The sequence below is a fragment of the Streptomyces sp. NPDC001728 genome, assembly GCF_040297565.1.
Taxonomy (GTDB): Bacteria; Actinomycetota; Actinomycetes; order Streptomycetales; family Streptomycetaceae; genus Streptomyces.
The window spans coordinates 22867-36197 of record NZ_JBEOZK010000001.1 but is presented as its reverse complement, the minus strand read 5'-3'; the positions used below and the strand labels follow the sequence as shown (position 1 = coordinate 36197).

Sequence of the window (13331 nt, the reverse complement as noted above, 5' to 3'; positions counted from 1 at the left end):
CTTGGAAGGGACCGATCCGGTGAACAAGAAGCTTGCGGCCGCACTGTCCGGCGGCGCGGTACTCGTGCTCGCGCTGTCCGGTTGCAGCGACGACGAGGGCGACAAGGTGGGTGCCTGGGCGAAGACCTTCTGCGACCAGGCGAAGCCGCAGATCCAGAAGCGGGCCAACGCCCACCAGATCATCATTTCGACGGCCGCCGACAGCAAGCCGGCCGAGATCCAGGCCGCGGACTCGAAGGCGTTCCAGGACATCGCGAACGCGGACCGGGCCCTCGCCAAGGCCGTGGAGAGCGCCGGTGCGCCTCCCGTCGAGAACGGCGAGAAGGTCAAGCAGGACGCGATCAAGGAGCTCACCGCCACCGCGGTGGCGTACGAGGGGCTCAAGAAGCAGGTCGACGCGCTGGACCCGACGAACCAGCAGAAGTTCGCGGACGGTCTCCAGGGCGTCGCCGACGGCCTGACCAAGATCGAGAAGATGGACCAGAACGCCCTGTCCAAGCTGGAGGAGGGCGAGCTGGGCCAGGCGATGGCCAAGCAGCCCGGCTGCCAGAAGCCCACGGCCTCGGTCCCGCCGAAGACCTCCGCGTCTCCGAAGGCCGGCTCGACGTCCGGCAGCGGAGCCGAGCCCACCAAGACGGCCGCGGCGAGCAAGACCGCGGAGTAGGAGCCGGGACTCAGAGCCCAGGACCCGGGGCCTGGACCCGGAGACCCCGGATTCAAGAGCCTCGGATCCGGGGGCCCGGATCCAGGGCCCCGGACCCGGTGGCGGCGGCGATCGGCCGCCCGCCGCCGGGTCGGCGGCCCGGATGTCGGTGGCGGCCGTCACAATGGAGCGGTGAGTACGACCAGCCTGCCTCCCCGCCTCCCGGTGCCCGCGCACGCCGCCCGTCTGCGCGCGGCCCTGCTCGCCGCCGACTTCACCGCCGACGGACTCCTCGACCTGCTCGGCGCCCCGGCGTACGCGGCGCTCGCCCGCAGCGAGACCGTGCCCGCCCTGCGCGCCACCCGGGGCGACTCCCCGCTGGAGACCCTCGTCCGGCTCTTCCTGCTCCAGCAGACCGTCGGGCAGGAGCGGGCCGCCGCAGCGCTCCCCCTCGACGAGGCCCTCGCCGACGGCTGGGTGGTCCGCGAGGACGACACCGTGTCCGCCACGGCCGACATCCGGCCGTACGGCGGTCCGGACGGCGAGGACTGGTTCATCGTCTCCGACCTGGGCTGCGCCGTCGGCGGAGCCGGGGGCAGCGGCACGAACGGCCGCCAGGCGGACACAGCCGTCGTACTCGGCGTCGGCGGTGCCTCCACCACCCTCGCCGGCATCACGGTCCGTACGCCGGTCTCCTCCGCGCTCGACCTCGGCACCGGCTCCGGCATCCAGGCGCTGCACGCCGCTCAGCACGCGACCCTGGTCACCGCCACCGACCTCAACCCGCGCGCCCTGGACTTCACCCGCCTCACGCTCGCCCTCTCCGGGGCCCGCGAGGCCGAGCTGCTCACCGGCTCGCTCTTCGAGCCGGTCGACGGCGACACGTACGACCTGATCGTCTCCAACCCGCCGTTCGTGATCTCCCCCGGCGCCCGGCTCACCTACCGGGACGGCGGGATGGGCGGCGACGACCTGTGCCGGACGCTCGTGCAGCAGGCGGGTGAGCGGCTCAACGACGGCGGGTACGCCCAGTTCCTCGCCAACTGGCAGCACGTCGAGGGCGAGGAGTGGCAGGACCGGCTGCGGTCCTGGGTGCCCGCCGGCTGCGACGCGTGGATCGTGCAGCGCGAGGTCCAGGACGTCACCCAGTACGCCGAGCTGTGGCTGCGGGACAGCGGCGACCACCGCGGCGACCCGGAGGAGTACCGGGAGGCGTACGGGCGCTGGCTCGACGAGTTCGACGCCCACAAGACGCGCGCGATCGGCTTCGGCTGGATCACGATCCGGCGGAACGACGCCGTGGCCTCCGGCGCCGTCGAGCCCTCGGTCCTCGTCGAGGAGTGGCCGCACCCCGTGGAGCAGCCCCTCGGCCCCACCGTCCGCGCCCACTTCGAGCGCCAGGACTATCTGCGCGGCCACGACGACGCGGCCCTGCTCGCCGACCGGTTCGTCCTCGCGCCCGAGGTCGTGCAGGAGCAGGTCGGGCTGCCGGGCGCCGAGGACCCCGAGCACGTCGTGCTCCGGCAGAACCGGGGCATGCGCCGCGCCACCCGGGTGGACCACGTCGGCGCAGGGTTCGCCGGTGTCTGCGACGGCACCCTCAGCGCGGGCCGCATCCTCGACGCGATCGGCCAGCTGATGGGGGAGGACCCGGTGGTCCTGCGGGACCGCACCCCGCAGGCGATCCGGCTGCTCGTGGAGGAGGGCTTCCTACTGCCCGCCGGGATGGACTCCCCCAAGGCGGAGGGGGCTGCGGAGGCGGGCGGCGCTTGATACGGATCGAGCTGGACGAGGCCTCGCTCGGGGCGACCCGGATCGCGATCAGTCCGCTGCGGGACGCGTTCTGCGCGATGCACCTCGCGCTGCCCCGCCGCCACCCCTCCTGGCCGTACCAGGAGTGGGTCGGGCAGGCGCGCGAGGTGTGGCGGGAGGACGACCGGCTCCGGCCGCTGTGGGACCTCTTCGCCGACGGGCGGTACGAGGTCTCCGACTTCCTGCTGCCCCGCCCCTTCGGCACGGTCCACGTCCACGAGGAACTGGCCGCGCTGCGGGCCACCGACCCCGCGTTCGTCCGCGAGCAGGTGGCCGTCTGCTACCCCGGGATGGCCGACGCGCCGTTCGTACAGCCGTATCTGAAGGCCCCGGAGGCGGCCTGCGCGGCGCTCGCCGACGCGTACGCGGCCTACTGGGAGGGTGCGATCGAGCCGTACTGGCCGACGATGCGGCGGCTCGTCGAGGACGAAGTGCTCGTTCGCGCCAGGACGTTCGCCACCGAGGGCGTCGACGCGCTGTTCGCGGGCCTGGAGAGCCGGGCGCGCTGGCAGCCGCCCGTACTCGAACTCACCAAGCACATCGACGCGGAGTACGCGCCGGGGGAACGGCGGCTGGTGCTCGTGCCGCTGGTCTTCGCCGAGGGCTGCCGGCTGTACTCCACGGACGACCCCGAGGTCTTCGCGGTCAGCTTCCAGGCCAGGGGCGCCGGAGCCCTGCGCGAACCGCCCGAGCCCGTGGCCGAGGACCGGCTCGGGCTGATGCTCGGCCGGGGCCGTGCGGCGGTCCTGCGCGGGCTGGGCGGCCCGCTCACCACGGCCGGGCTCGCCGACCGTCTCGGCCTCGCACCCAGCACGGTGTCCGAGCATCTGTCGGTGCTGTCGGAGGCCGGCGTCGTGACCCGGCACCGGGTGGGGCGCTCGGTGTACTACCAGCTGACGGACACCGGCCGTTCGCTGCTCGCGCTGCTCGCGGGACAGGACGTCCTCACGGCGGTGGCCTGACGAAAGCCCCCCCGGGGTCCCGGCCCGACGATTCGGGGGCTCCCGAATCGATGGCCCCGCCCCGTCCCGGCTCCTACCGTCCGGCGCATGCTCGCAATCGAGGCGGACGCGCTGCGCCGCACCTACACCAGCGGGACCGGGTGGCCGAAGTCCCGGCGTACCGAGACCGAGGCCGTGCGCGGGGTCACCTTCGAGGTGGCGCCGGGCGAACTCTTCGGCCTCCTCGGCCCCAACGGCGCCGGGAAGACCACCACGATCAAGATGCTCAACACCCTTCTCCTGCCGACCTCCGGCACGGCCCGGGTGTTCGGCCACGACGTGGCCCGCGACCCCGTCGCCGTACGCCGCCGCATCGGGTACGTCTTCGGCGGCGACCGGGGTCTCTACGACCGGCTGTCCGCGCTCGACAACCTCCGCTACTTCGCCGAGCTGTACGGGGTCGGCCCCCGCCGCCAGAAGAAGCGCATCGCCGAACTGCTCGACCTGGTCGGCCTCCTGGGCCGGGAGAAGGAGCGCGTCGAGGGCTACTCGCGCGGGATGCGGCAGCGCCTCCACATCGCCCGCGGCCTCCTCCACCACCCCGACGTCCTCTTCCTCGACGAGCCGTCCATCGGCGTCGACCCCGTCGCCGCCCGCGATCTGCGCCGTACCGTCTCCGACCTCACGGCGGCCGGTACGACCGTCCTGCTCACCACCCACTACATGGCCGAGGCCGACGAACTCTGCGACCGGATCGCCGTCATCGCCGGCGGCCGCATCCGCGCCCTCGGCACCCCCGACAGCCTCAAGTCCCTCGTCGGGGAACGGGACGTGCTGGAGATCGAGGCGTACGGCGTCGACGAGGAACGGCTCGACCGCGTACGGCGGGTGCCGGGCGTCCGGGGCGTCTCCGCCGAGGACCGCGGCGCGCTGCAGACCGTGACGGTGCAGACCGGCCGGGGGGCCGGAGAGCTGCACGGACCGGTCCTGGCGGCGCTCGACGGCGTACGGATCGGCCGGGTCACGAGCCGCGAACCGTCCCTGGAGGACGCCTACATCGCGATCGTGGAGGAGGCGGCGGGCGGCGCCGCGGCGGAGGAGGTGCCGGTATGAGCACGCGTACCGCTCGGACCCCTCGCCCGGGTCGTACCGCACACACCTCGCGTACCCCTGGTACCTCTCGCACCGCTCTCCTCCGGCGCGTTCCGCGGCTCGTCCTCGTCGGGGTGCGCACCCATGTCTCGTACATGTCGCGCTCCCCGATCGAGATCACCTTCGCCGTCCTCGTCCCGCTCGTCTACGCGACCCTCGCCGTCCACCTGTTCCGCGCCGCCGGCGACCCCGACCGCCTCCTGACCGCTTCCGTCGGCGCCGGACTCATGGGCATCTGGGGCTCGGTGCTCTTCGGTTCGGGCGGCGCCGTGCAGAACCAGCGCTGGCTCGGCACCCTGGAGTCCCTGGTCGTCGCGCCGACGCCGCTCGCGCTCGTGCTGCTCCCGATCACCCTCGCGACCGCCGTCATCGGCACCTACGCGATGGGCGCGACGCTCTTGTGGGGCGTCCTGCTCTTCGACGTACCGCTCGACTTCGCGCACCCGCTGCTCTTCCTGCTCGCCGTCCCGGTCTGCGTCCTCGCGCTCGGCATGACGGGGCTGCTGCTCGCCGCCACCTTCGTCCTGCTACGCAACGCCAACGCGCTGGCCAACCCGCTCGACACGCCCGTCTGGCTGCTGTCCGGCCTGCTCGTGCCCGTCACCGTGCTGCCCGCCTGGACCCACCCGGTCTCCTGGGCGCTGCCCACGACCTGGGGGGCGCGGGCCGTGCACGCGGCGACCTCCGGCGGGGACGTGGTCACCCCCATGCTCACCGCCCTCGCGCTCGGGGCCGGATACGCCCTGGCCGCCGTCCTCGTCCTCGGGCGGGTGGAGCGCCGGGCGCGCGCCGCCGCGACCCTCGCCCTCACCTGAAAGGCCGACGAAGATGTTCCGTTTCCATGGCTTCCGTTTCCTCGGAACCGCCCGGCTCCTCGTCGTCGGCGGGGCGATCTCCTACCGGGCGCTGTTCAACTGGACCACCCCGCCGATGTTCATCGGAACGCTGCTGGTCGGGCCGCTTCTCCAGGTTTTCTTCTTCGTCTGTCTGGGCAGGGAACTGGGTGTCGCCGACGACCGCTTCCACCTCGTCGGAAACGCCGTGCTCGCGGCTTCCGCCTCCTGCGTGTACGGCGGCACGATGGCCGTCGCCAACGAGCGCCGGTACGGCACGCTCGGGGCCGTCCTGCTCTCGCCCCGGCACCGGGTCCCGCTGTGGCTCGGCCGCGCCCTGCCGTACGTCCTCAACGGGGCGTGCGTCAGCGCCTTCGTGCTCACCGCCGCCTCGCTCGTCCTCGGGCTGCCCGTCCCCGCCGGGGCGCTGCCCGGTCTCGGCCTGGTGCTGCTCGCCGCGGCCGGCGCCTGCTCGGCGTTCGGACTGGCCCTCGGCGCGCTCGGGCTCCGCTTCCGGGACGTGTTCCTGGTGTCGAACGTGGCGAGTTCGGGGCTGCTCCTGCTGACCGGCGCGGCCGTTCCCCGGGAGACGCTGCCGGAGTGGATGCGGGTCGCCGGTGAGCTGCTGCCACTCACGCACGCGGCGGACGCGGCGCGCGGGCTGACCGCCGGCACCGGACTCGACGTGTCCCTGCTCGGGGCCGAGCTCGCGGTCGGCGCCGGATGGGGGCTGCTCGCCGTCGTCCTGCTCGCGGTCTTCGAGCGGGGCAGTCGCCGCCGGGCCACCCTCGACACGATGTGACGGATGAGACGGATGAGACGGATGAGACGGAGGAAGGAGAGCGGGGAGAGAAAGGAGAAGCGGAGTGACGGAGGCGCGGATCACTACCGGCCATCTTCGTGAAACCGTACGGACCGCTCCGCACCGTTCACCCGGAATTCGCACCCCTGACGCCCGGGGGTGTCAGCCTCGGCCCCGGGAGACGAACACCGCACGTGGACGGAACGGGGTACGGGCATGGAGAGCGGGCCGGCGATCTTCGCGGGGACGGCGTTCACGCTGTTCGGAGGCGCGCTTCTGCTGTGGACCACCGTGCGGGCGCTGCACCGTGAGCCCGTGGCGTACGGGGTCGCCCCGGGTGTCGCGGTCGCGCTGAGCGGCGTCTCCGGCGCCGTCTTCCTCCTCCTCGGCGTCTGGTGCTTCGGCAGGCTCTGAGCCTCCCCCCGGCGTCCCGCGCGCTCGCTTCCGGAGCCCGCGCGATCTCCCTCCGGCGCCCCGTGCGCGGACGGCCCGCCCCGCCCGACCGGGAGTCCGGGCGGCAGGAATGCCAGGACTCGGGTTACCGTTCGAGTGGCCGTTGCGGGCTTTCGCCGTTTGACACGGGGGCGGGTTGTACCGTCACACTCCGCAGCGACGGGAGCGTCACCGTCCGTGCCGCTGCCGTGCGTGCCAGCGCCGTACGTGCCAGAGAGTGTCGATCCGGAGAGAAGAGCGAAGTTGTCCCCGACCAGCGAAGCCGCACACGGCGGCCGCCGACTCGTCATCGTCGAGTCGCCTGCCAAGGCGAAGACGATCAAGGGCTACCTCGGCCCCGGCTACGTCGTCGAGGCGAGCGTCGGACACATCCGCGACCTCCCCAGCGGCGCCGCCGAGGTGCCCGAGAAGTACACCGGTGAGGTGCGTCGGCTCGGTGTCGACGTCGAACACGACTTCCAGCCCATCTATGTCGTCAACGCCGACAAGAAGGCGCAGGTCAGGAAGCTCAAGGAGCTTCTCGCCGAGTCCGATGAGCTCTACCTCGCCACCGATGAGGACCGCGAGGGCGAGGCCATCGCGTGGCACCTCCAGGAGGTCCTGAAGCCCAAGGTCCCGGTCCACCGGATGGTCTTCCACGAGATCACCAAGGACGCGATCCGCGAGGCCGTCGCCAACCCGCGCGAGCTGAACCAGCGCATGGTCGACGCCCAGGAGACCCGCCGCATCCTCGACCGGCTGTACGGCTACGAGGTCTCGCCGGTCCTGTGGAAGAAGGTCATGCCCCGGCTGTCCGCCGGCCGCGTGCAGTCCGTCGCCACCCGGCTCGTCGTCGAGCGGGAGCGCGAGCGCATCGCCTTCCGTTCCGCCGAGTACTGGGACCTCACCGGCACCTTCGGCACCGGCCGCTCCGGTGACGCCTCCGACCCGTCCCAGCTGGTGGCGCGGCTCGCCGCGGTCGACGGCAAGCGCGTCGCGCAGGGCCGTGACTTCGGCGCCGACGGGCGGCTCAAGAGCGAGAGCGTGCTCCACCTGGACGAGGCGAACGCGCGGGCACTGGCCGCCGGGCTGGCCGACACCGCCTTCTCGGTGCGCTCGGTCGAGTCGAAGCCGTACCGCCGCTCGCCGTACGCCCCCTTCCGGACCACCACCCTCCAGCAGGAGGCGAGCCGCAAGCTGGGCTTCGGTGCGAAGGCGACCATGCAGGTGGCGCAGAAGCTGTACGAGAACGGCTTCATCACCTACATGCGTACGGACTCCACGACCCTGTCCGACACCGCCGTCTCGGCGGCGCGGGCGCAGGTCACCCAGCTGTACGGCGCCGGATACCTGCCGGAGAAGCCGCGCGTCTACGCGGGCAAGGTCAAGAACGCGCAGGAGGCGCACGAGGCGATCCGTCCTTCGGGTGATCGTTTCCGCACCCCGGCGGAGACCGGCCTGACCGGCGACCAGTTCCGGCTGTACGAGCTGATCTGGAAGCGGACCGTCGCCTCCCAGATGAAGGACGCGACCGGAAACTCGGTCACCGTGAAGATCGGCGGCCGGGCCGCCGACGGCCGCGACGCCGAGTTCAGCGCCTCCGGCAAGACGATCACCTTCCACGGCTTCATGAAGGCCTACGTCGAAGGTGCCGACGACCCGAACGCGGAGCTCGACGACCGCGAGAAGCGCCTCCCGCAGGTCGCCGAGGGCGACGCGCTGACCGCCGACGAGATCACCGCGGACGGCCACTCGACCAAGCCGCCGGCCCGCTACACCGAGGCCTCGCTGGTCAAGGAGCTGGAAGAGCGCGAGATCGGCCGCCCGTCGACGTACGCGTCGATCATCGGCACGATCCTCGACCGCGGCTATGTCTTCAAGAAGGGCACGGCGCTCGTCCCGTCCTTCCTGAGCTTCGCCGTCGTCAACCTCCTGGAGAAGCACTTCGGGCGGCTCGTCGACTACGACTTCACCGCCCGGATGGAGGACGACCTCGACCGCATCGCACGCGGCGAGGCCCAGTCCGTGCCGTGGCTCAAGCGCTTCTACTTCGGTGAGGGCGAGGGTTCCGGCGCGGGTGGCGCGGCCGACGCCGGGAACGGCGACGGCGATCACCTCGGCGGCCTCAAGGAACTCGTCACCGACCTCGGTGCCATCGACGCCCGCGAGATCTCCTCCTTCCCCGTCGGCAACGACATCGTGCTGCGCGTCGGCCGCTACGGCCCGTACGTCGAGCGCGGCGAGAAGGAGGCCGAGGGCCACCAGCGCGCCGACGTCCCCGAGGAGATGGCGCCCGACGAGCTGACCGTCGAGCTCGCGGAGGAACTGCTCGCCAAGCCGAGCGGCGACTTCGAGCTGGGCGCCGACCCGGTCAGCGGCAACCAGATCGTCGCGAAGGACGGCCGCTACGGCCCGTACGTCACCGAGATCCTGCCCGAGGGCACCCCGAAGACCGGCAAGAACGCGGTGAAGCCGCGCACGGCCTCCCTCTTCAAGTCGATGACCCTCGACACCGTCACCCTGGACGACGCGCTCCGGCTGATGTCCCTGCCCCGGGTCGTCGGCGCGGACGCCGAGGGCGTCGAGATCACCGCGCAGAACGGCCGCTACGGCCCGTACCTCAAGAAGGGCACGGACTCGCGGTCGCTGACCGAGGAGGAGCAGCTCTTCACGATCACGCTGGAGGAGGCGCTCGCGATCTACGCGCAGCCCAAGCAGCGTGGCCGGGCGGCTGCCAAGCCGCCGCTGAAGGAGCTGGGCACCGACCCCGTCAGCGAGAAGCCCGTGGTCGTCAAGGACGGCCGCTTCGGCCCGTACGTGACGGACGGCGAGACCAACGCCACCCTGCGGACCGGCGACAGCGTGGAGGACATCACGCCGGAGCGCGGTTACGAGCTGCTCGCGGAGAAGCGCGCCAAGGGACCGGCGAAGAAGACCGCCAAGAAGGCCCCCGCGAAGAAGGCCCCGGCGAAGAAGACGGCCACGAAGACGGCGGCGAAGAAGACCACCACCGCCAAGAAGACCGCCGCCAAGAAGACGACGACGGCGAAGAAGACGACCGCGGCCAAGAAGACGGCGGCGGCGAAGCCGGAGTAGCTCTTCCGAGCATGAGAAAGGCGGGGGTGGAGGCGGGTGCCTCCACCCCCGCCTTTCGTTCCCCCCTCCGTCCTCCCTCGGCCCTTCCTCCGCCCGCCCTTCGTCCTGTCACAGGCTCGTCCTGATGTTCGGGCGGAGGCCGCAGGGAGCAAGGGCGTCCGGATAGGGTGGACGGATGACGCGAGCAGAGCAGCAAGACCGCCGCGGCGATTCCGACGCCGCACTCGTCGCGGATTCCCGGGAGCGTGCCGTACGGGCCCTCTTGCGCCATCAGCCACTGCGCCGGCTGTGGAGCGCCCACCTGGTCGGCAGCGTCGGTGACGCCCTCGCCCTCCTCGTGCTCGTCATCCTCGGCTTCCAGGCCGCGGTCTCCGAGGGCGCGCTCGGCGGCGGCGAGCGGGGAGCCGCGTTCGCCGTGGCCGCCGTCGTCGGCGCCCGGCTGCTCTCCTCGGTCCTCTTCGGGGCCGTGCTCCTCGGGCCGCTGACCGCGCTCACCGGCCCCGGCGGCTTCCTCGACCGGCGCTGGACCATGATCGGCGCCGACGCCGTCCGGATCGCGCTGCTCGTCGTCGCCCCGCTGTGGATCGACTGGACCCCGGGCAGCGCCCTCTGGTTCGTCCTCGGCACCGTCTTCGTCACCGGCGCGGCCGAGCGGCTGTGGACGATCAGCCGCGAGGGAGCCGCCCCCGCGCTGCTGCCCGCCCCGCCGATCGAGGGCGGGGCCGTACGGCCGCTGCCCGACCACCTCGGCGCGCTGCGCAGGCTCTCCCAGCGCACCGGCTTCCTCGCCGTCCCGGCCGCCGCCGCCGTACTGCTCGTCGCCACCCTCGTCGGTGATCTGCTCGGCATCGGACTCGACTGGTTCTCGCTGCACCAGGCCGCCCTCGGCGCGTACGTCGCCGCCGGGCTGTTCGCCGCCTCCGTCTCCGTCGTGTACGTGATGGCGCTGCCCGGCGGGGAGACGCCCCGGCCGCGTTCGCCGCTGGAGGGCCTGCGCCGCCCGGCGGGCGAGAAGGGCCGTACGGGTGTCGTCCAGATCCTCGTCCTGACCTGCGCGACCGTCGCCGGGGCCATCGCCGCCGCCGCGTCCGTCGCCGTGCTCCACGCCTACGACCTGGGCGGCGGGCCCGTCACGTACGCCCTCCTGATCCTCGCGCTCAGCGGCGCCGTCGCCGTCGGCATCCGCACCGCCGGCTCCGTGCTGCCCGTGCTGTCCCGGCGCCGGCTGCTCGCCCTCGTCACCGCCGTCACCGGCGTCGCGCTGATCGCGGTGGGCCTGGTGCCGGACACGGCGACCGTGCTGTTCCTCGCCGTCGTCGCCGGTTACGCCGCCGGGGTCGCCGCGAACACCGGCCACACCCTCGTCGACCAGGAGACCGAGGAGCCCCGCCGGGCCCGGACCACCGAACACCTCCAGGCCACCGCCCGTGTCGGCATGGCCGTCGGCGCGCTCGCCGCGCCGCTGCTCGCCGCCGCCATCGGGCCGCACCGGCTCGCCTCCGGCGACTTCGTCCTCGGGCACGGCGGCGCCGCCTTCACGCTCGCCCTGATCGGCGCCCTGCTGCTGCCGGTCGCCGCGCTGGTCCTGGCGAAGACCGACGACCGGGCGGGCGTCCCGCTCCGCCGCGACCTGCGCGACGCGCTGCGCGGCTCCGACCCGGCGCAGGCGCCCTCCCCGACCGGCTTCTTCATCGCCCTCGAAGGCGGCGACGGCGCCGGGAAGTCTACCCAGGTGCAGGCGCTCGCCGACTGGATCCGGGCCAAGGGCCACGAGGTCGTCGTCACCCGCGAACCCGGCGCCACCCCCATCGGCAAGCGCCTGCGCTCGATCCTCCTCGACGTGTCGTCGGCGGGGCTCTCCAACCGCGCCGAGGCCCTGCTGTACGCGGCCGACCGCGCCGAGCACGTCGACTCCCTGGTCCGGCCGGCCCTGGAGCGGGGCGCGATCGTCCTCTCCGACCGGTACATCGACTCGTCCGTGGCCTACCAGGGTGCGGGCCGCGACCTCTCCCCGACCGAGATCGCCCGCATCTCGCGCTGGGCGACCGACGGTCTCGTCCCGCACCTGACAGTCGTCCTCGACGTCTCCCCGGAGACCGCGAGGGAACGGTTCACCGAGGCGCCCGACCGGCTGGAGTCCGAGCCGCCCGAGTTCCACGCGCGCGTACGGGCCGGTTTCCTCGCGCTCGCCGCCGCCGACCCCAGCCGTTACCTCGTCGTCGACGCCGGGCAGGAGCCCGAGGCCGTCACCACCGTCGTGCGCCACCGGCTCGACCGGATGCTGCCGCTCTCCGAGGCCGAGGTGAAGGCCGTCGAGGAGGCCCGCCGCAAGGCCGAGGAGGACGAGCGCAGGCGGCGCGAGGAGGAAGCCGCCCGCAAGGCCGAGGAAGAGCGCCTGGAGCGCGAGCGGCAGGAGCAGCTCGCCAAGCTCCGCGCGGAGGAGGAGGAGCGCAAGCGGCGCGAGGAGGAAGAGGCGCGCCGCCTGGAGGCCGAACGGCAGGCGGAGGAGGCTCGCCGGAAGGCCGAGGAGGCCCGGATCGCCGCCGAGGCCGCCGCCGAGGAGGAGCGCAGGCGCCTCGCGGCCGAGGAGAAGGCCCGCCAGGAGGAGCAGGAGCGCCTCCGCAAGGCGGCCGAGGAAGAGGCCCGGCTGCGGGCCGAGGCGGAGGAACGCCGCCTGGAGAAGCAGCGCAAGGCCGAGGAAGCACTGCTGCGCGCCGAGGAGGCCCGCAGGATGGCAGAGGCCGCCGCTGCCGTGAAGGCGGCGGAGGAGGCCGCGGCGAAGGCCACCGCGGAGAAGATCGCGGCCGAGGCCGCGGCGAAGGCCGCTGCCGAGCGGGCGGCGGCCGAGAAGGCTGCCGCGGAGCTGGCGGTGGCGCGGCGCGCCGAGGCGGCGAAGGCGGACCGGGAGCGGGCGACGGCCGAGAAGAAGGCGGCTGCGCAGAAGGCGGCCGAGGCCGAGAAGGCCGCTCGCGCCGCCGAGGTGTCGGCGAACGAGGTCACGGTGGAGACCCCGGTCGTGAGGCCGGAGGCCGTCACCGAGCCGACGCCGGTCGTGAAGCCGGGCGCGCGGACGAAGCCGGGCGCAGGGCGCGATCCGCGTGCCGCCGCCGATCCGCGTACGGCCGTCCGGCGTGAGGCGGCGGACGAGCCGACCGTCTCGCCCGAAGAGGTCACCGTCGCCACCCCGATCGTGCGGCTCCCGAAGCCGGAGGCCGAGACCGCCGTCCTGCCGCAGATCAGGGACCGCGCGCCGCGCGCCGCGGACGAGACGGCCGTGCTGCCGCCCGTACGGGACACCGAGTCGACCGCCGTCCTGCCCCCCGTACGGGACACATCGGCGTCCGACCCCACCGACCGGGTGCCGCAGGGCATCTTCCGGGACGCGCGCACGGAGCCCCAGGGGGCGAACGAACGGACCCGCGAGCTGCCCCAGCTCGACGAGAACGGCATGCCGCGGCGCCGCTCCGACTGGGCCGAGGAGACCCCGCTCGACGATCTTCCGTCGCTCGCGGACGAGCTGTTCGGCCCGCACGAGGACGAGGACGAGGGCCGCCGGCGCCGCCGCTGACCCTCACCCCCCCGGCTTGGGGGTGTAGCCAGCTCCACCCCCAAGCCGGAAG

9 protein-coding genes are annotated in these 13331 nt (G+C 73.3%); all 9 read left to right on the top strand.

The window, feature by feature from the left end; translation table 11 throughout:
- Window positions 1-19: 19 nt before the first annotated feature.
- The 9 genes from ABT154_RS00145 to tmk all read left to right on the top strand — a co-directional run bounded on the left by ABT154_RS00145 (window position 20) and on the right by tmk (window position 13279).
- Window positions 20-664 (top strand): small secreted protein, encoded by a 645-nt coding sequence (locus ABT154_RS00145; protein WP_351850869.1) that lies wholly within the window; start codon window positions 20-22, stop codon window positions 662-664.
- Between the two features lie 171 nt (window positions 665-835).
- The gene (locus ABT154_RS00140) at window positions 836-2416 is read left to right on the top strand and encodes a DUF7059 domain-containing protein (RefSeq protein WP_351850868.1); all 1581 of its coding nucleotides are present in this window, start codon (window positions 836-838) and stop codon (window positions 2414-2416) included.
- Window positions 2413-3417, top strand: coding sequence for an ArsR/SmtB family transcription factor (locus ABT154_RS00135; protein WP_351850866.1), 1005 nt, complete (start codon window positions 2413-2415; stop codon window positions 3415-3417). Before ABT154_RS00140 ends, ABT154_RS00135 begins: the two co-directional genes overlap by 4 nt.
- Window positions 3418-3504: 87 nt before the next feature.
- Window positions 3505-4509 (top strand): ABC transporter ATP-binding protein, encoded by a 1005-nt coding sequence (locus ABT154_RS00130; protein WP_351850863.1) that lies wholly within the window; start codon window positions 3505-3507, stop codon window positions 4507-4509.
- A gap of 134 nt (window positions 4510-4643) precedes the next feature.
- On the top strand, window positions 4644-5363 hold the full coding sequence (locus ABT154_RS00125) for an ABC transporter permease (protein ID WP_351850861.1): 720 nt from the start codon (window positions 4644-4646) through the stop codon (window positions 5361-5363).
- A 13-nt stretch (window positions 5364-5376) separates the two neighbouring features.
- Complete coding sequence (locus tag ABT154_RS00120; RefSeq protein WP_351850859.1) at window positions 5377-6183, top strand: ABC transporter permease; 807 nt, start codon at window positions 5377-5379, stop codon at window positions 6181-6183.
- A 216-nt stretch (window positions 6184-6399) separates the two neighbouring features.
- Window positions 6400-6597, top strand: coding sequence for a hypothetical protein (locus ABT154_RS00115; protein WP_351850856.1), 198 nt, complete (start codon window positions 6400-6402; stop codon window positions 6595-6597).
- A gap of 282 nt (window positions 6598-6879) precedes the next feature.
- Window positions 6880-9711, top strand: coding sequence for a type I DNA topoisomerase (gene topA, locus ABT154_RS00110; RefSeq protein ID WP_351850854.1), 2832 nt, complete (start codon window positions 6880-6882; stop codon window positions 9709-9711).
- Between the two features lie 175 nt (window positions 9712-9886).
- Complete coding sequence (tmk, locus tag ABT154_RS00105) at window positions 9887-13279, top strand: dTMP kinase (RefSeq protein WP_351850852.1); 3393 nt, start codon at window positions 9887-9889, stop codon at window positions 13277-13279.
- Window positions 13280-13331 lie beyond the last annotated feature (52 nt).

What these genes read in the sequence shown, in the direction of transcription:
- ABT154_RS00130 (WP_351850863.1), top strand. Translation starts at nt 3,505, where the DNA reads ATGCTCGCAATCGAGGCGGACGCGCTGCGCCGCACCTACACCAGCGGG.
- ABT154_RS00125 (WP_351850861.1), top strand. Translation starts at nt 4,644, where the DNA reads ATGTCGCGCTCCCCGATCGAGATCACCTTCGCCGTCCTCGTCCCGCTC.
- ABT154_RS00120 (WP_351850859.1), top strand. Translation starts at nt 5,377, where the DNA reads ATGTTCCGTTTCCATGGCTTCCGTTTCCTCGGAACCGCCCGGCTCCTC.
- ABT154_RS00115 (WP_351850856.1), top strand. Translation starts at nt 6,400, where the DNA reads ATGGAGAGCGGGCCGGCGATCTTCGCGGGGACGGCGTTCACGCTGTTC.
- tmk (WP_351850852.1), top strand. Translation starts at nt 9,887, where the DNA reads ATGACGCGAGCAGAGCAGCAAGACCGCCGCGGCGATTCCGACGCCGCA.